This window comes from Frigoribacterium sp. ME-P-080, from assembly GCF_030209595.1.
In the GTDB taxonomy this organism is placed as follows: Bacteria; Actinomycetota; Actinomycetes; order Actinomycetales; family Microbacteriaceae; genus Frigoribacterium.
In genome coordinates this window covers 261,090-277,923 of sequence record NZ_JARVRR010000001.1, presented here as the reverse complement: position 1 = coordinate 277,923, position 16,834 = coordinate 261,090, and the positions used below count along the sequence as shown (strand labels likewise).

Annotated in this window: 17 protein-coding genes; 3 read left to right on the top strand and 14 right to left on the bottom strand. The window is 71.4% G+C overall.

Annotation, left to right across the window (positions count from 1 at the left end; all coding sequences use genetic code 11):
• Position 1: 1 nt before the first annotated feature.
• From QRN23_RS01410 to QRN23_RS01390, 5 genes are all read right to left on the bottom strand, one after another.
• Positions 2-850 (bottom strand): aspartate/glutamate racemase family protein, encoded by an 849-nt coding sequence (locus QRN23_RS01410; RefSeq protein ID WP_285062171.1) that lies wholly within the window; start codon positions 848-850, stop codon positions 2-4.
• On the bottom strand, positions 847-1,860 hold the full coding sequence (locus QRN23_RS01405) for an ornithine cyclodeaminase family protein (RefSeq protein WP_285062169.1): 1,014 nt from the start codon (positions 1,858-1,860) through the stop codon (positions 847-849). Before QRN23_RS01405 ends, QRN23_RS01410 begins: the two co-directional genes overlap by 4 nt.
• Positions 1,857-2,768, bottom strand: coding sequence for an ABC transporter substrate-binding protein (locus QRN23_RS01400; RefSeq protein WP_285062168.1), 912 nt, complete (start codon positions 2,766-2,768; stop codon positions 1,857-1,859). The genes QRN23_RS01405 and QRN23_RS01400 overlap by 4 nt, the downstream gene beginning before the upstream one ends.
• Positions 2,769-2,835: 67 nt before the next feature.
• Positions 2,836-3,336 carry an MFS transporter gene (locus QRN23_RS01395; RefSeq protein WP_285062167.1) on the bottom strand — a complete coding sequence of 167 codons (501 nt, stop codon included), beginning with the start codon at positions 3,334-3,336 and terminating at the stop codon, positions 2,836-2,838.
• Entirely contained in the window at positions 3,333-4,298 is a 966-nt protein-coding gene (locus tag QRN23_RS01390) for an MFS transporter (protein ID WP_285062165.1), read from the bottom strand. The genes QRN23_RS01395 and QRN23_RS01390 overlap by 4 nt, the downstream gene beginning before the upstream one ends.
• 388 nt (positions 4,299-4,686) lie before the next feature.
• On the opposite strand from QRN23_RS01390, the gene QRN23_RS01385 reads away from it, so the two are divergent.
• The 3 genes from QRN23_RS01385 to QRN23_RS01375 all read left to right on the top strand — a co-directional run bounded on the left by QRN23_RS01385 (position 4,687) and on the right by QRN23_RS01375 (position 6,943).
• Positions 4,687-5,493, top strand: a complete 807-nt coding sequence (locus QRN23_RS01385) for a DUF4184 family protein (RefSeq protein WP_285062164.1) — start codon at positions 4,687-4,689, stop codon at positions 5,491-5,493.
• Between the two features lie 106 nt (positions 5,494-5,599).
• Positions 5,600-6,085: a tetratricopeptide repeat protein gene (locus QRN23_RS01380; protein ID WP_200412334.1), complete on the top strand. Its 486-nt coding sequence runs from the start codon at positions 5,600-5,602 to the stop codon at positions 6,083-6,085.
• Between the two features lie 102 nt (positions 6,086-6,187).
• Positions 6,188-6,943: a GntR family transcriptional regulator gene (locus QRN23_RS01375; RefSeq protein WP_123571055.1), complete on the top strand. Its 756-nt coding sequence runs from the start codon at positions 6,188-6,190 to the stop codon at positions 6,941-6,943.
• A gap of 69 nt (positions 6,944-7,012) precedes the next feature.
• On the opposite strand, the gene QRN23_RS01370 is transcribed toward QRN23_RS01375, so the two are convergent.
• The 9 genes from QRN23_RS01370 to iolC form a co-directional block, all read right to left on the bottom strand.
• The gene (locus QRN23_RS01370) at positions 7,013-7,432 is read right to left on the bottom strand and encodes a tautomerase family protein (RefSeq protein WP_285062161.1); all 420 of its coding nucleotides are present in this window, start codon (positions 7,430-7,432) and stop codon (positions 7,013-7,015) included.
• Between the two features lie 95 nt (positions 7,433-7,527).
• Complete coding sequence (locus tag QRN23_RS01365; protein ID WP_200412370.1) at positions 7,528-8,406, bottom strand: sugar phosphate isomerase/epimerase family protein; 879 nt, start codon at positions 8,404-8,406, stop codon at positions 7,528-7,530.
• A gap of 6 nt (positions 8,407-8,412) precedes the next feature.
• A complete protein-coding gene (locus tag QRN23_RS01360) occupies positions 8,413-9,465 on the bottom strand; it encodes a Gfo/Idh/MocA family protein (protein WP_285062159.1) in 1,053 nt (350 codons plus the stop codon).
• 40 nt (positions 9,466-9,505) lie between these two features.
• Complete coding sequence (locus tag QRN23_RS01355; RefSeq protein WP_123571056.1) at positions 9,506-10,462, bottom strand: sugar phosphate isomerase/epimerase family protein; 957 nt, start codon at positions 10,460-10,462, stop codon at positions 9,506-9,508.
• A gap of 44 nt (positions 10,463-10,506) precedes the next feature.
• Positions 10,507-12,405 carry a 3D-(3,5/4)-trihydroxycyclohexane-1,2-dione acylhydrolase (decyclizing) gene (gene iolD / locus QRN23_RS01350; RefSeq protein WP_285062157.1) on the bottom strand — a complete coding sequence of 633 codons (1,899 nt, stop codon included), beginning with the start codon at positions 12,403-12,405 and terminating at the stop codon, positions 10,507-10,509.
• The gene (gene iolB, locus QRN23_RS01345; protein ID WP_285062155.1) at positions 12,402-13,328 is read right to left on the bottom strand and encodes a 5-deoxy-glucuronate isomerase; all 927 of its coding nucleotides are present in this window, start codon (positions 13,326-13,328) and stop codon (positions 12,402-12,404) included. The genes iolD and iolB overlap by 4 nt, the downstream gene beginning before the upstream one ends.
• 74 nt (positions 13,329-13,402) lie before the next feature.
• The gene (locus QRN23_RS01340) at positions 13,403-14,935 is read right to left on the bottom strand and encodes a CoA-acylating methylmalonate-semialdehyde dehydrogenase (protein WP_285062153.1); all 1,533 of its coding nucleotides are present in this window, start codon (positions 14,933-14,935) and stop codon (positions 13,403-13,405) included.
• A complete protein-coding gene (locus QRN23_RS01335) occupies positions 14,932-15,855 on the bottom strand; it encodes a Cgl0159 family (beta/alpha)8-fold protein (protein ID WP_285062151.1) in 924 nt (307 codons plus the stop codon). The genes QRN23_RS01340 and QRN23_RS01335 overlap by 4 nt, the downstream gene beginning before the upstream one ends.
• Complete coding sequence (gene iolC / locus QRN23_RS01330) at positions 15,848-16,822, bottom strand: 5-dehydro-2-deoxygluconokinase (RefSeq protein ID WP_123571060.1); 975 nt, start codon at positions 16,820-16,822, stop codon at positions 15,848-15,850. Before iolC ends, QRN23_RS01335 begins: the two co-directional genes overlap by 8 nt.
• Positions 16,823-16,834 lie beyond the last annotated feature (12 nt).

The window sequence follows — 16,834 nt, the reverse complement described above, 5'->3', positions numbered from 1 at the left end:
CTCATTCAACACGAGCCGCCGCCCGGGACGGACCGGGCCAGCTGCGCGCCTTGGCCAGCGGGGTGGCGTAGCTGTCGATCTTGCTCGTCGTCAGCCCCTGCCGGGCGAGCGTCTCGACGAGTGACGCGGCGGCCGCGACGCCGTCGACGACCGGAACGGGGAGGCGCTCCCCGACGTGCTCCTCGAGTCCGGCCATGCCCGCGCAGCCGAGGCAGACCACCTCCGCTCCGCGGGCGACGGCGCGCAGTCCCGCGGCGACGAAGGCCTCGGCGGTGGCCACGGGGTCTGCCTCGAGCTCGAGGACGCCGAGGCCGGTGTCCTCGATCGCGACGCAGTGCTCCATCAGCCCCGCCGTGGTGAGGCTGTCGGCGATCTGGCCGACCGCGCGACGCACCGTCGTCACCACGCCGAACCGCCGCCCGAGCAGCATGGCGACGTGCGCCGCGGCCTCGGTGATGTCGACCACGGGGATGTCGAGCAGTTCACGGGCGCCCTCGCGGCCGTGTTCACCGAACCCGGCCAGGACGACCCCGTCGACGTCGCCCGGCAAGCTGCCCAGGGTGTCCAGCACGGCCGCCGCGCTGACGAAGCTGTCGTACCACCCCTCGGCCGAGGCCACGCCCCAGCTCGGCGTGATGCCGACGACGGTCGTGCCGGGCCCGACGGCGAGTCGCGCACGGGCGACGGCCGTCTCGGTCATCGACTCGGTCGTGTTGCAGTTGACGACGGCGATGCGGAGCCCGCCGGCACCGCCGGCCACCCCGGCACCACCCGTCACGTCGGCACCGGCGGCCACCCCGGCACCGTCCGTCACGCCGACACCGCCCGTCACGCCGGCACCGCCCGTCACGCCGACACCGCGACGGGTGCGAGGCGATGCTCGTCACCCACCCCGCGGGCCCGGGCGAGGTCGATGACGGCAGCTGCCACCGCCAGATCCTGCGCCGCGAGTCCGACCGAGTCGAACACGGTCACCTCGTGCGCGGACACCCGTCCGGGTGCGATGCCCGCCACGATCTCGCCGAGCTCACGGAGGCGCGTGTCGGTCGGCAGGGCGCCCTCACGGAGGGCTTCGAGCAGGTCGCCGGACTTGGCCCGGGCGGTCGCGGCGCCGTCGACCACGAGGGTGCCCCGGGCCATGGCCGCGCCGTCCAACTCTCGGTGGGTCGGCCTCGGTCGGGCCCCGACGGCGTTGACGTGCTGCCCCGCGTGCAACCAGGCACCTCGGACGATCGGTTCGACCGAGGGCGTCAGGGTGCAGAGCACGTCGGAGGACTCGACGACGGTCCGGACGTCGTCCACCACCGTGACCGCGAGCCCGGGAGCGAAGTCGCCCACGGCGGCCACGAAGCGGTCGACGGTCGACGACGAGCGGGACCACACCACGACGTGGTCCAACTGCGGGGCGACCCGGGCCGCCCGCAACGCGCGGACGTGCTCGACGGCCAGGTTCCCGGCCCCCACCAGTCCGAGCACGCGTGAGTCGGGACGTGCCAGGTGCCGGGTGGCGACGGCGGACGCGGCGGCCGTCCTGACCCGCGTGATCATGGCCCCGTCCAGCACGGCCACGCACTCACCGGTCTCGACGGACGAGACGACGATCGTCGAGCGCTGGGACGGCAGACCCCGGGCGGTGTTGCCGGGGACGTCGGCCATCAGCTTGACGGCGGCCAGGCCGAGTCGATCCGAGCGCACGGCCATGGGCAGGAACACCGTGTCGTCCGACCCGGCCAGCGTCGCCGGGGCCGGTTGCGTCATGCCCCCGATGCCGAGGTCGGCGTGCACCGCCTCGACGGCGGCGAACACGTCGACCCCGGACAGCAGGTCGGCGATCTCGGTCGAGGCGAGGACGAGCGTCACGACGCGGCGCCCACCGTGCGGACCGCGTGGCCGCCGGTGAGATCGTCCAGGGTGGGTGCGCGTCCGATCAGGCCGCCGTCGACGAGGATGCGCATCCAGCGGTCCGAGGCGTCGGCGTCGATCTCGGTCGTGTCCCAGACGCCTCCCTCGGCCATCTGCTCGACGGCCGAGCGGAGCAGCGCGACGTCCTTCTCGGGCCAGCGAGCGGCGAGGACGGCGCTGATCTCGGCATCCGCGTCGCCCGACGTGATCTTCCGCATGGCCTGCTCGACGGCGCCGACGAAGCGCTCGACCTTGTCCGCGAGCTCGTCGACACGGTCGGTGCGCACGTAGTAGACGCTGTTCGGCATGACGCCGCCCTGGGCGAGGTGACTGAAGACGATCGTGCCGTGGCCGGCCGCGACCAACTCGGACGCCGACAGGAGGTCGAGCACGATGGCGTCGCCGAGACCGCCCCGGTAGAGCTCGATCATCATGGCGGTCGACAGGTCACGTACCCAGCGGGTGGCCGCCGGGTCGAGACCGGCCTCGCGGATGAGGCCCGCCGTGAACTCGTACGGTGCGCTGCCGCCGGCCCCCGGGGCGAGGGCGACCTTCCCGGCGAGCCAGTCGAGACCGACCGGACCCGTGGCGTCCCGGGCGACGATCGTCATGGGGAACCGGTGGTTCAGCTGTCCCACGACCGTGACGCGACGGTCCATGCCGGCGTACATGCCGGGCACCCACAGACCGCCCAACGCCACGTCGGCCGCGCCCGACTCGAGGTCGTCGAGCACTCCGGTCCACGGGTCGCGTGCCGTGGCGGTGACCTCGAGGCCGGCGGCGGCGAAGAGTCCGCCCACGTCGGCGACGTACTCGGGCAGGTAGTTCAGGCCGTTCGCCGTGGCGGTGACGATGAGCTGGTCCATGGGGTTCCTCCTGGGATGGTGGTGTTCGGTTCTGGTGGTGTCGGCGACCCGCGACACCGTCGGGGGGTCAGTCGGTCGCGCGGGTCGCGACCGGGGTCGGTGCGGGGGCCGGGGCCATCAGGGCGTTCTCGTTGACGTCCTCGAGCGAGCGCCCCCGGGTCTCGGGAGCGAAGCGGGCGGCGACCACCAGGACGGCGTACATGGCGGCCGCGAGGCCGAAGACCCCGGCGAAGGCGTACGAACCGTAGAGCGCCACGGCGAGGAACGGCATGATCGCTCCGGCGATGTTTCCGATGCCGTTGACGATCGAGGCCCCGGAGGCGCGGATCGCGGTCGGGAAGACCTCTGCGGTCCACGTCGCGAGGGTCGTGTTCGTGACCATGGTGAAGTACTGGAACAGGGCACCCAGCACCAGGATGGCCCCGGTGCCGTTGCCGAGCGCCGCGAAGGCGAGGGCGGTGACGCAGCCGAGCACCCCGGCCGTGGTGACCGCCGTCCGGCGGCCGACCCGGCCCGCGATGAGGGCGGCCGTGGTGGCGCCGAGGAGCGAGCCGATGTTCATGATCATCGTGTAGAGCAGGCTCTGGGTGACGCTGTACCCACGCTCGACCAGCAGGTGGGCATCAGGAAGTTCAGGGTCACCTGCGATCCGAAGGCCATCCAGGACGCGACCCCGAGGGCGACGGTGCGGCGCAGGACGAACCGGTGGAACACGGCGGCGGGGTTGGCGTGGACGGGCATGGGTGGCAGGTCGTCCGGCGACAGCTGCACGGGCGGCTTCGCATCGGTCGGGCGCAACGAGTTCGACGCGAGGATGGCGAGTGAGCGATTGGCCTCGTCGACGCGACCCTTCGAGAGCAGGAACCGCGGGGTCTCGGGCAGTCGCCGCCGGTAGAGGACGACCAACAGGGCGGGCACGGCCAGGATGACGAAGGTCCAGCGCCAGACGACATCGGGACCACCGAGGCTGACCTCGAGCGGGCCGAGCAGCAGCAGGAACAGTCCGTATGAGATGAAGTTGCCCAGGCCGCCCGCACCGACGTTGATCATGCCGATGGCCGTGCCCCGGAACTTCGTGGCCACCATCTCGGACAACATGACGATGCCGATCATGAACTCGCCGCCGATGCCGATGCCGACGATCAGTCGGCTGACGAGCAGCCACTCGTAGTTCATGGCGACCGCGATGAGCAGACCGCCCAGCGTGTAGATCAGCAGGTTCAGGCCGAGCGAGAAGCGTCGACCGTACTTGTCGGCCAGGTACCCGGCGAGCAGCCGCCCGATCAGGCCGCCGATGACGGTCGCCGTGTTGATGCCGGTGAGCTGGACGTCGCCGATCTGCAGCGAGTCCTTCAGGTGGCTGCCCATGGCACCGACCGAGTTCTGCTCGAGGGTGTTGAAGAACTCCCCGGCGAGGATCAGCAGGAAGATCCAGAACTGGGCACGGGTGAACCCGATCGAGTCGAGGACGGAGGCGACGGACGCGCCGGACGAAGACGGGGGTGCGGTGGTGCGGGATACAGCAGTCATGAGCGACTCCACGGCAGGTGAGGGTTGAGTGGCGACTGGCGACGAGGTCAGTTGCACGAAGTCCTCACTTTGTATCCCGGAATTGGTTTCGGACAGGTTACATCGACAATACGCTTTGTTTCACGCCCGGCACGACTGGGAACATTCCTCGGAGCCACTCTCGGCTCACGGTCCTCGGTATCCCGGATTCACGACGCCGTCCGCGGCGGCGGCTCCTTCGTCGAGACGGCGGCGACCCGGCTGCTGCGAGCGGTCGGCGACCTCGTGGCGGCCAGCCCGCAGGACCGGGGATCGACGGATCCGCGATCGGACCGGATCACCCCTGAGGCCCCACGGTCTCAACCCACGGGTGGATGCCGACACTCGCCCCCGGTCGCGACGATGACATGTGCCGTTCACCCCCAGCCATGCCGTCGTCGCCCTGCCGTTCGTCCGCACGCCCCTGCCGTTCGGGGCGGTCGCGGTCGGCTCCATGGCGCCGGACGTGCCGCTGTTCTTCCCCGTCGGCGTGACCTACGAGCAGACCCACGGGTTCCCGAGCCTGCTGCTGTTCTCGGTGCCCGTCGCGGTGCTGCTCTACCTCGTCTGGCTCCTGCTGCTGCGGCCGGCAGCGCGGGCCCTGCTGCCGACGTCGATCGGATCGCGCCTGCCCGCGTCGTGGGACGGGCGCGAGGCCGGACCTGTGCCCGGGGCCGGCTCGCGGACCGGGCTCGTCCGGTCGGTGCCGTGGGCCCTCCTCGCCCTCGTCCTCGGCGTCGTCACCCACGTGCTCTGGGACGCGTTCACGCACCCGGACCGGTTCGGCAGCACGCTGGTCCCGGCCCTGGCCGAACGGTGGGGGCCACTGGTCGGGACGCAGTGGGCGCAGTACGCCTCGTCGCTCGGCGGGCTCGTCGTGCTGGCGATCGCCGCCGCCCGGTACCTCCGGCGCACTCCGCCGGCGCCGCCGAGCAGCAGACCGGCCACCGTCTCGACCCGGCGGATCCGCCTCGCCTTCTGGGGCTCGCTCATCGCGGCCCTCGTCGCCGGCGTCGTGGTCGTCGCCTCGACCCGGGGACTGCCGACCGACGTCCACACGGCCAAGTCGTTCACGTTCTTCGCCGGCACCCTCGCGGGCGCTCTCGTCCTGGTCGCGACGGCCGTCGCGGCGGTGGCCGTGCAGCTGGCGCGGTCCGGCCGCGCACGGCGGGCCTGAGGCCCGGGGGCCGGGGCCCGGCGCCCGCGGCTCCGACCCCGGAGCCCGCGCTCCGACACCAGGAGGCGCGGGTCGCCTCGATCGGGGAGCCCGCTACCGTGGGCGCATGAGCACCGAGGCCTGGGAAGACCGCGTCGCCGCCCTCTGGGCCGACGAGACCGTCGACGACGAGCAGCGCATCGAGCGCATGGCGGCCCTCGCCGCCGACGCTCCGCACCCTGCGCTGGGCGAGTTCGAACTCGGGGGTGCGCACGACTCCGGGGGCCGCGAGGCCGAGGCCCACGTGCACTATGCGGCGGCGACCGAGGCCGGTCTCGACGCCGTCGACCCGACCCGGGCTGCGCAGATGGTCGTGCAGCACGCCTCGACGCTGCGCAACCTCGGCCGGGTCGACGAGGCCATCGCCATGCTGCGCGACGCTCCCGAGCACCCCGCCACCGGAGCCGCACCGAGGGTCTTCCTCGCGCTCGCCCTGCACAGCGCCGGCCGCTCCGACGAGGCCCTGCGGGTCGCGATCGAGGCCGTCGAGCCGACCCTCCCCCGCTACCACCGCTCGGTCCGCGCCTACGCGGCCGCGCTCACCGGGGACTGACCCGTCCACGGACCGGCCGAGGCACCGACCCGGCGCCGAGATGGCCACCGGCCCGTGCCGCCCGTAAGGTTGTCACGACATACGTTCGGCTGAGGGGACCACATGACCGACGCGCAGCTTCCGGCCGACCTCTTCGCCGACCTCGACCGCAGCAGCCCCATCCCGTTGTGGTTCCAGATGTCCACGCGGCTCGAGGCGGCGATCCTCGGGGGCCAGCTGCCGGCGGGCGCTCGACTCGAGAACGAGGTCGGACTCGGCGAACGTCTCGGCCTGTCGAGGCCCACCGTCCGGCGAGCCATCCAGGAGCTGGTCGACAAGGGGCTCGTCGTCCGGAGGCGCGGGATCGGCACCCAGGTCGTCCACGGACCCGTGACCCGCAACGTCGAGCTGACCAGCCTGTTCGAAGACCTGACCGACAGCGGCAAGGCCCCGACGACACGTCTGCTCGCCCATCAGGTCGTCGCGGCCGACGAGAAGACCGCCCTGGCTCTCGGCATCGAGGTCGGCGACCGCGTCAGCCACGTGCGGCGCCTCCGCCTGGCGGACGGTGTCCCCGTCGCGGTGCTCGAGAACTACCTGCCCCTCGACCTCGCTCCGTTCTCGGACGCCGACCTCGCCGCCCAGGGCCTGTACCAACTGCTCCGGGCCCTCGGCGTCACGATCCGGGTGGCGAAGCAGCGGATCGGGGCCCGGGCCGCCCACGCCGACGAGGCCCAGCTGCTCGAGATCGAGCCGCGCGGGGCCGTGCTGACCATGACCCGCACGGCCTACGACGCGTCGGGTCGGGCCGTCGAGGTCGGGCACCACTGCTACCGGCCCGACCTCTACTCGTTCTCGATCACCCTCGTCGACAAGTAGCCGCCGGGCACCGCGCGCCGCGCACCCGACGGCGGGCGTCAGCGGTTGCGCGGTCCGGGACCCTGCCGCTCAGCCGGCCTGTCCCGCGGCCGAGGGCACCTTCAGTTCACCCGTCACGTACTGGGCCACCCCGAAGCCGAACGACCAGTCCTGCGGACCGTTCTCGACGTAGCCGATGAAGACGTCCTCGCCGGCCACGCCCACGGCCTCGAGGCCTGAGGCGATGCGGGCGTACAGGGCCTGTTTCGCGTCGTCGGTGCGTCCCCGCTGGGTGAAGATCTGGATCATCACGACTCCGCCGGAGCGTTCGAAGCCGAGCCCGGCGTCCTGGGCGATGATGCGACCAGCCGGCAGTTCGTTGATCACCTGGAAGCGGTCGCGAGGCGGGATGCCGTAGACGTCGACGATCGCGTCGTGGACGGCGTCGGCGATCGCCGTGATCTGATCAGGGCTGCGACCGGGCAGGAGGTCGATGCGGACGAGGGGCATGGGTTCTTCTTTCGTCGGGTGTGGTCGGGGATGGTGAGGTGCCGCAGGTGCCGCAGGTGTCGCAGGGGCCGCAGGGGGCCGGGCGGATCGGCGGCTCAGGCGCGTGACGCGGCGTCGATGCGCGCCAGGATCTGCTCTCGTTGGTAGCGACTGACGCCGTCGACGGCTTCGTCCTCGGCGAAGACGCTCGAGACGGCGATCGTGTCGTCGCGATCGAAGAAGCCCAGCCCCTGCAGGCCGCCGAAGAAGCCGTCCCAGTCGACGTCACCGTCCCCGATCTTCAGGTGCTGGTGGACGCGGGCCGCGTTGCCGGGCGGATTGCTGATGTACCTCAGCCCGTGCGAGCGGCGGTGGTCGAAAGTGTCGGCGATGTGGACGAGGCCGAGTGAGTGCCCGGCGGCGGCCATGATCCCGGCCATGTCGCCGCCGTAGTGGAAGGTGTGGCACGCGACGTAGGCGAGACCGACCTGCTTCGTGTTGAGGCCGCGGATGACCCGCAGGGCTTCGAGTCCGTCCTCGACGAAGTCGTCCGGGTGCGGGTCGATGAACACGCGGATGCCCTCGCGTTCGAGGACGGGCAGCAACTCTTCCATCGACCAGTAGAACTGACGCTCGGATTCTTCGGACAGCTCGGGACGACCACTGAACTCGGTGTTGATCACCTCGACGCCGAGGCGGGCGGTGATCTCGATCACGCGCTTCCAGTGCTTGACGGCGGCCCGACGGGACTCCTCGTCGGGACCGGACCACCGCAGGACGGGCAGGACGGACGCGATCTCGACCCGCGCCTCCTTGCAGGCCGCGGCGAAGGCGTCGACGAGGTCGTCGTCGGCCTTCGGGTGCCGGAAGAACGGGATGAAGTCGCGGTGCGGGGTCAGCTGCAGATGGTCGTACCCCAGCTCGGCGACCTTGGCGGGCAGTTCGAGCAACGAGTGGCTGTGGTGCAGCGGGGTGGGGTCGAGGGCGATCTTCACCATCGGTCACTCCCCCGGCGAGACGACGCCGGGCAGGTCGTAGAACGACGGCTTGGGCATCGCGTAGTCGACCTCGACGCGCCGACCGGTCTTCTGGGCCTCGACGCCGGCGGTGGCGACGACGCTCGCCAGGTAGCCGTCCCAGGCGCTCGGACCGTCGATGGTGCCGCGGTGCGCGGCGTCGACCCAGCGCTGCACCTGCGTGTCGTAGGCGGCGCCGAAACGCTCCTTGAACGTCGGCGGCACGGCCACGGCCGAGCGGGCGGCCGTGGTGAGCTGGAGCCCGGTCTCGCGCCCGATGGAGGCGACGCCGCTCTCGAAGACGGCGTCCGTGGTGACCTGGTAGCCGAACTGGATGTTGACGTTGATCTCGACGATCGCCATCGTGCCCGACTCGGTCTCGAGGATCACGAACTGCGGCTCTCGGAGCCCCTCGGGCGCGAGCGAGTTGCGGCGGGGCTTCTTGACCTCCACCGCGACGATCGGCTCACCGGCGATGAAGGGGACGGCGTCGATCTCGTGGATGACGGAGTCGAGGATGAGCATCTCTTCTGAGTAGCTCGGCGGGGTCGTGGCGTTGCGGTGGGCGCAGTGCAGCGCGAGCAGGGCGCCGTGCTCGCCGGACGCGACGAGGGCCCGGAGGTCTCGGTACCCCTGGTCGAAGCGACGCATGAAGCCGACCTGGATGTGCGGCCGGTCGAGCTGCTGCTCGGCCTCGAGCACGCGGAGCGAGGCGGCCTCGTCGGTGGTGAGGGGCTTCTCGCAGAGGATCGCCAGCCCGCGGTCGATTGCGGGCAGGAGGACGGCTTCGTGGAGGAAGCCCGGGGTGGCGATGATGACGGCGTCGATCTCGGTGGCGGCGAGCGCCTCGTCGAAGTCGGCCGCGGTGATCGCGCCGGGGGCGGTCGCCGCCGCGGCGTCGGCACGAGCGGTGTCGGGGTCGACGACGGCGACGACGGTGGCCCCGCTGATGGTGGACGTGATGCGGGCGACGTGGTCGGCGCCCATCATGCCGGCACCGACGACGGCGACGCGGAGGTCGGGGGTTGTGGTGGTCACGGGTGTTCTCCTTCGGGGCGGGGGTGTCAGCGGCGGGTCGTCAGACGAGACGGGAGCGAGGCGAGCAGCTCATGATGTGCTCACGCGTGCGGGTCGCGATCCCGAGGGGCAGGTCGATCGATTCGACCGGGAACATGTCCTGCTCGACGATGGCGAAGATCTCGGGGTCGATGCGGCTGACCGCGTCGAGCACCGGGGCCAGCTCGGGCACGCCTCGGGGCGGCTCGACCATGACCCCCTGCGCGACCGCGTCCCCGAAGGGCACGTCGTTCTTGAGCACGGTGAACCGCAGGTCGGAGTCGACCTGCTTGAGGTGCAGGTAACCGATGCGGTCGGGGTACTCCTCGACGAGGCGCACGGAGTCACCGCCGTAGTAGGCGAAGTGCCCGGTGTCGAGGCACAGGTTCGTGTAGCGCACGTCGGTCTCGGCCAGGAACCGCTCGGTCTCTCGGTACGTGCCGACGTGGCTGTCCGCGTGGGTGTGGAACTGCTGCTTGACGCCGAATTCTTCGAGGAGCGCCTTGCCGAGCTTGTCGTGGCCGGCGCCGAGCGCCGCCCACTGCTCGTCGGTGAGGGTACGGGCTTCGAGGACCTCGCTCGTGGCGTCGCTGCGCCAGAGGTCGGGGATGACGACGAGGTGCTCGGCACCGAGCTCCGAGGCGAGGCCGGCGACGGCGAGCGCTTGGTCCCACGCGCGTCGCCACTGGTCGTCGCCCTTGTGGAACCCGGTGAAGACCGTCCCGGCGGAGAGCTTGAGGTCGCGCCGACCGAGCTCGTCCTCGAGCTGGTGGGGGTCGGTCGGCAGGTACCCGTAGGGGCCCAGTTCGATCCAGTGGTAGCCCGCCTGCTGGACCTCGTCGAGGAACCGCGGCCAGGGGATCTGACCGGGGTGCTCGGGGAACCAGACGCCCCACGAGTCGGGTGCGGTCCCGATGCGGAGCCCGCGCCCGCCCGGACCGGTGGGCGTGGCGTCGGGGTCGGTGACGGTGTCGGTCATGGCGGCGGTGCCTTTCGAGAGGGTGCGGGTGAGGTGTGGCGGTGTCAGCCGAGCAGCGGGCGTTGCGCGGCCCGCTGCTGGCGGTAGTCGGCCAGGGCGGCCGCGGTGCTGTCGAGGGTCGAGACCTGCGCGACCGGGACGTCCCACCAGCCCTCGCCGTCCGGGGCGTAGACGAGCGGATCGCTGTTCACGTGGATGAGCGTGCTGGTCGACGACGCCTTGGCCGCGGCGAGGGCTGCGGAGAGGTCGGCGACCGCGTTCGGCGTCGGTTCCACCTCGACGACGTCGAGCCCGTAGCTGCGGGCGTTCATCGCGAGGTCGACGGGCAGCACCTCGGTGCCCTGGAAGTCGAGGGAGTCGGGATCGAGCTTGCGGTAGAGCGTGCCGAAGCGTTCGGCCCCGACGGTCTCGGAGAGGTGGCCGATCGAGGCGTAGCCGTGGTTCTGGACGAGCACCACGATGATCTTGATGCCCTCGGCGACCGCGGTGACCAGTTCGGTGTGCAGCATGAGGTACGAGCCGTCACCGACCATGACGATGACGTCGCGGTCGGGTGCACCCCTCTTGACGCCGAGGCCACCGGCGATCTCGTAGCCCATGCACGAGAACGCGTACTCGACGTGGTAGCCGAGCGCGTCGCGCACCCGCCACAGCTTGTGCAGGTCGCCGGGCAACGACCCGGCCGCCTGGACCACGACGTCGGTGGGGTCGCTGGCCGCCTGGACGGCGCCGATGATCTCGGGCTGGCCGGGCAGGGCCAGCCCGGACGGCTGGAAGGCCTCGTCGACGAGGACGTCCCACCTCGCCTTCTCGGTGGCCACGCGAGCGGAGTGCTCGTCGGGTACCCGGTGCCCGGCGAGCGCCTCGGCGAGGGCGTCGAGCGTCTCGCGGGCGTCGGCGACGACGGGCAGCTGGGAGCCGTGCTTGTAGGCGTCGAACGACGTGACGTTGACGTTGACGAACTGCACGTCGGAGTCCTGGAAGGCCGTCCGGGAGGCGGTGGTGAAGTCGCTGTACCGGGTGCCGATGCCGATGACGAGGTCCGCCTCGGCGGCGATGCGGTTCGCGGCCGTCGTGCCGGTGGCACCGATGCCCCCGAGGTACTGCGGGTGGTCCCAGGCGAGGGACCCTCCGCCGGCCTGCGTCGTGCCGACGGGGATGCCGGTCGCCCGGGCGAAGGCGTCGAGCTGTTGCTCGGCGCCCGAGTAGAGGACTCCGCCGCCGGCCACGACGACGGGGCGCTTCGCGGCCTTGATGGCGGCGACGGCGCGTTCGAGCGGTCCCCGCTCGGGGACGGGGCGCCTGACGTGCCACTCGCGGGGTTGCAGGAACTCGTCGGGCACGTCGAGCAGCTCGGCCTGGACGTCCTCGGGCAGGGCGATCGTGACGGCGCCGGTCTCGGCCGGGTCGGTCAGCACGCGCATCGCGGCGAGCGCGATCGAGAAGAGCTGCTCGGGCCGGTCGACGCGGTCGAAGAACCGCGACAGCGGCCGGAACGCGTCGGTCACCTGCAGGGACGTGTCGTGGGGCAGCTCGATCTGCTGCAGTACCGGGTCGCTGACCCGGGTGGCGAAGGTGTCGCTCGGCAACAGCAGGGCGGGCAGCCGGTTCGTCGTCGCGAGCGCGGCCGCCGTGAGCATGTTGGCGGCACCGGGACCGACGGAGGCGGTGCTGGCGTAGGTCGCGCGCCTCCGGTGCATGCGGGCGTAGCCCACGGCCTGATGGACCATCGCCTGTTCGTTACGGGCCTGCAGGTACGGCATGAGCCCCGGGCGGTCCACGTGGTACTGCTTGAGCGCCTGGCCGACCCCGGCCACGTTGCCGTGGCCGAAGATGCCGAACACGCCCGGGATCGTGCGCTCTCGCACGTCGCCGTCGACGGTCCACTGGTTGGCGAGGAACTCGACGAGTGCCTGGCCGACGGTGAGTCTCTTCGTCGTCATCGACGCGGTCCTTTCGAGGGTGCGGTGGGCAGGTAGGGCAGCCGGGGGTCGGGGGCCTGGGACTCCCAGCCGGCACGGACCCACCCGTGGGCGGGGTCGTCGGTGATCAGCCAGGCGCGCTCGGGGTCGGGCCCCGCCATGACGTTGAGGTAGTAGAGGTCGTAGCCCGGGGCGGCGACGGCGGGGCCGTGGTACCCGTGCGGAACGAGGGCGACGTCGCCGGTGCGGACCAGCTCGTTCACGTCGATCGGCCCCGCAGGTGAGCCGTACGTGGCGAACATGCCGAACGGGTCGGCCTGCTCGGGGGCGTCGAGGCCGCGACCGACGGCGGATTCGAAGTAGTAGATCTCTTCGAGGCGGGACTCGGTACCGGGCACGGCCTCGTCGTGCTTGTGCGGAGGGTAGGACGACCAGTTCTCGGCGGGGGTCACGACCTCGCAGACGATGAGCTTCTGGGCGTGCAGCCCGTCCGGGGTGCCGAAGTTGTGCACCTGGCGGGTCGACCGGCCGGCACCGCGGATCTCGACGGGGATGTCGTCGCGACGGAGCACCTGCACGTCGAGCACCTGGTCGGCCGGTGCCTCGGCGACCGCGACCCGACCGTGCCCGGTGACCACCGCCTTCGTCCGGACGCCCAGGTAGGCGACGTCGGCCGGCCCGTCGAAGACGGACGCCCGCCCGGCGAGCTCGACGGTGCCCGACCCACCTCGGTCATCACTCCACTCGATCACGACGTCACCGGCCAGCGGGACCACCATGCGCTCGACCCCGCCGGCGGCGAGGGTCGACGAGACACCGTCTCGCAGCTCGCCGATGCGCAGGCCGGTGTGCTGCCAGCCGGCGAGGTCGCCGTCGACGACGGTCTGCCAGCCGTCGCGGGTCAGGTCGCCGCGGGGGAAGAACCAGCGGGGTTCGTCGTTCATGTCGTCCACCTCATCATCGAGCGGAGCGGCCCGGGGGCCGCGGGGTACTGCCTGGGGACAGATCGGGTGTGCCGTCAGTTCTGGGGGAAGCCCAGGTCGACGCCGCCGTGGCTGGGGTCGAGCCACCGGGACGTGATCGCCTTCTCGCGGGTGAAGAACTCGAAGCCCTGCAGGCCGTAGGCCTTGTCCGAACCGAAGATGCTGTCCTTGAAGCCGCCGAACGAGTAGTAGGCGACGGGCACCGGGATGGGCACGTTGATGCCGATCATCCCGACCTCGATCTCGGCCTGGAAACGCCGCGCCGCGCCTCCGTCGTTGGTGAAGATCGCCGTTCCGTTGCCGTAGGCACCGGCGTTGATGAGGGCGACGCCCTCGTCGTAGGACGCGACGCGCACGATCGACAGCACCGGCCCGAAGATCTCTTCGGTGTAGACGCGGCTCGTGAGCGGCACCTTGTCGATCAGGGTGGGCCCGAGCCAGAAGCCGTCGGCCTCGCCGTCGACCTCGATGCCCCGACCGTCGACGACGACGTCGGCTCCGTCGTCGAGGGCGATGTCGATGTAGCTCGCGACCTTGTCACGGTGCTGTTCGGTGACGAGGGGACCCATGTCGCAGCTGCGTCGACCGTCTCCGACGGTGAGGCCGGCCATGCGCGAGGTGATCTTCTCGATCAGCTCGTCGGCCACGGGTTCGACCGCGACCACCACGCTGATGGCCATGCAGCGCTCACCGGCCGAGCCGAACCCGGCGTTGATCGCACTGTCGGCGACGAGGTCGAGGTCGGCGTCGGGCAGGACGAGCATGTGGTTCTTGGCTCCGCCGAGGGCCTGGACGCGCTTGCCGTGCTTGGCGGCGGTCTCGTAGATGTACTGGGCGATGGGCGTCGACCCGACGAACGAGATGCTCTTGACGTCGGGGTGCTCGAGCAGACCGTCGACGGCCTCCTTGTCGCCGTGGAGGACGTTGAAGACGCCCTCGGGCAGGCCGGCCTCGGCGAAGAGGCGGGCGAGGAACATGGCGCTCGACGGGTCTTTCTCGGACGGCTTCAGGACGACGGTGTTGCCGACGGCGATGGCGATCGGGAAGAACCACATCGGCACCATGGCCGGGAAGTTGAAGGGGCTGATGATGCCGACCACGCCGAGCGGCGCCTTGGTCGAGTAGACGTCGACCCCGGTGGACACCTGCTGCGAGAACTCGCCCTTGATCAGGTGGGGGAACCCCGTCGCCAGCTCGACGACCTCGAGACCGCGGGTGATCTCGCCGAGGGCGTCGCTCAACACCTTGCCGTGCTCGCTCGTGAGGATCTCGGCGAGCTCGCCCTTGCGCTCGTTGAGCAGCTCACGGAAACGGAAGATGATCTGCTGACGCTTCGTGATCGAGAGGTCGCGCCAGGCGGGGAACGCGCGGTGGGCCGAGGCGACGGCGGCCTCGATCTCGGAGGCGTCGGCGAGCGAGACGTCCTTCGTCGCGACGCCGAGGGCCGGGTCGTAGACGGGCGCGGTGCGGCCGCTCGTGCCGGGCACCTCGACGTTGTCGATCCAGTGCGCGACCAGGGGCCGATCGGTGGCGGTGGTGCCGGTGTGCGTGCTGGTGGTGCTGGTCATCGTTCTGCCGATCCGTTCATGGTCGAGGATGGGTGGACGAGCCCGGCCGCGTGGTCCACGGCTGCGGCGACGTCGTCGTCGCTCGGGTAGAGCAGGGTGCGCCCGACGACGAGCCCACGGACGCCCGGGAGCGCGAGGGCCGCGGCCCAGCGGGCGTAGGTGTCGGCCGGGTCGACGGCGGGGTCACCGCCCAGCAGCAGGGTGGGCAGGGTCGTCGCCGCCATGACGCGTTCCATGTCGTCGACGACGGGCAGCTTGAGCCAGCTGTAGGCGGAGGACTCGCCGAGGCCCGACGCGATGGCGACCGACTTGATGACGGCGTCGGCCGTCAGGTCGTTCGTCACCCGTCCGTCGACCCACGAACTCATGAAGGGCTCGAGCATGATCGGGAGGCGCAGCCTGGCCGACTCGGTCACCGCGCGTGCCGTCGCGGCCAGCGTGGAGGCCGTGCCGGGGTCGTCGAGGGCGACGCGCACGAGCAGCTTGGCGAAGTCGAACCGGGAGTCGGCGATCGACGCGGCCGAGTACGCGGTGAACCGGTCGTCCAGTTCGAACGTGGCGCCCTGGAGGCCACCGCGGTTCATGCTGCCGACGACGACCTTGCCGTCGAGCGCGCCGAGCAGGGCGAGGTCCTCGAGGATGTCGGGAGTGCCGAGCACCCCGTCGACGCCGGGTCGGCCGAGGGCGACGACGAGTCGACGGAGGAGGTCGTACCGGTCGGCCATGGCGCTCGAGTCGCCTCGGACGCCGAGGGCACCCCGGGCGGGGTGGTCCGCCGCGACGATGAAGAGGCGTCCGTCCGCACCCAGCGGTGCGGGTCGCGTCCGGGCGGCGAGGATCTCGGCCACCCGGTGCGGCTCGGCGGCCCGGAGGGTTCGGAGGCGCTCGAAGTCGAGGACCGGGGCGATGCGATCAGACATGGTGCGCCTCCTGGAGGACGGCCTCGACCTCGGCGGTGGTGGGCATGGCGGTGGAGCACTCGAACCGGGTGGCGACGATGCCGCCGGCCGCGTTGGCGAAGCGCAGGGTGCGATCGAGCGACCACCCCTCGATCAGGCCGTGGCAGAGGGCGCCCCCGAACCCGTCGCCCGACCCCAGGCCGTTGATGACCTGGACGAGGTGCGCCGGCACCTCGATCCGCTCGTCACGCGTCTTGGCGAGGACGCCCTTGGGGCCCTGCTTGACGACGGCGAGTTCGACGCCCCGGTCGAGGAGGGCGTCGGCCGCCCGCTCGGGCTCGGTCTCGCCGACGGCGATCTCGCACTCTTCGCGGTTGCCGACGGCGACGGTGACGTGCTCGAGAGCGCGCCCGACCTCTCGGGTGGCGACCTCCGGGCTCTTCCAGAACATGGGTCGGTAGTCCAGGTCGAGGATGGTCAGGGGCCGACGACCCCGGGCCTGCCAGGCCACGTGATGCGCTTGTCTGCTCGGTTCTTCGCTGAGGCCGGTGACCGTGGCCCAGAAGACCGTGGCCTTCTCGACGGCGGCGAGGTCGAGCGAGCCCGCGGTGATCATGAGGTCGGGTGCCTTCGGCTGCCGGTAGAAGTAGAGCGGGAAGTCGTCGGGCGGGAAGATCTCGCAGAACGTGACCGGGGTGTTGAGCCCGTCGACGGTCGAGACGAGCCGGGTCGAGACGCCGAGCCGCTCGAGCTCTCGGACGATGTAGCGACCGAAGGGATCGTCGCCGGTGCGGGTGACCACCGCGGACCGCCGGCCGTGACGGGCGGCCGCGATGGCGACGTTGGTCGCGCTGCCACCGACGGATTTGCTGAAGGTCTCGACCTCTTCGAGCGGGACGCCGGACTGCTGCGGGTAGATGTCGACGCCCACGCGGCCCATGGTGAGGACGTCGTACGGAGCGGTGTCGTTGTCGGTGTGGTCGGTCATGACGTGGTCGTC

Bases quoted from the DNA above. Each gene is read 5' to 3' on its own strand.
- QRN23_RS01400 (WP_285062168.1), bottom strand. From the start codon at position 2,768: ATGGACCAGCTCATCGTCACCGCCACGGCGAACGGCCTGAACTACCTG.
- QRN23_RS01395 (WP_285062167.1), bottom strand. From the start codon at position 3,336: ATGATCATGAACATCGGCTCGCTCCTCGGCGCCACCACGGCCGCCCTC.
- QRN23_RS01390 (WP_285062165.1), bottom strand. From the start codon at position 4,298: ATGACTGCTGTATCCCGCACCACCGCACCCCCGTCTTCGTCCGGCGCG.
- QRN23_RS01380 (WP_200412334.1), top strand. From the start codon at position 5,600: ATGAGCACCGAGGCCTGGGAAGACCGCGTCGCCGCCCTCTGGGCCGAC.
- QRN23_RS01375 (WP_123571055.1), top strand. From the start codon at position 6,188: ATGACCGACGCGCAGCTTCCGGCCGACCTCTTCGCCGACCTCGACCGC.
- QRN23_RS01370 (WP_285062161.1), bottom strand. From the start codon at position 7,432: ATGCCCCTCGTCCGCATCGACCTCCTGCCCGGTCGCAGCCCTGATCAG.
- QRN23_RS01355 (WP_123571056.1), bottom strand. From the start codon at position 10,462: ATGACCGACACCGTCACCGACCCCGACGCCACGCCCACCGGTCCGGGC.
- iolD (WP_285062157.1), bottom strand. From the start codon at position 12,405: ATGACGACGAAGAGACTCACCGTCGGCCAGGCACTCGTCGAGTTCCTC.
- iolB (WP_285062155.1), bottom strand. From the start codon at position 13,328: ATGAACGACGAACCCCGCTGGTTCTTCCCCCGCGGCGACCTGACCCGC.
- QRN23_RS01340 (WP_285062153.1), bottom strand. From the start codon at position 14,935: ATGACCAGCACCACCAGCACGCACACCGGCACCACCGCCACCGATCGG.
- QRN23_RS01335 (WP_285062151.1), bottom strand. From the start codon at position 15,855: ATGTCTGATCGCATCGCCCCGGTCCTCGACTTCGAGCGCCTCCGAACC.
- iolC (WP_123571060.1), bottom strand. From the start codon at position 16,822: ATGACCGACCACACCGACAACGACACCGCTCCGTACGACGTCCTCACC.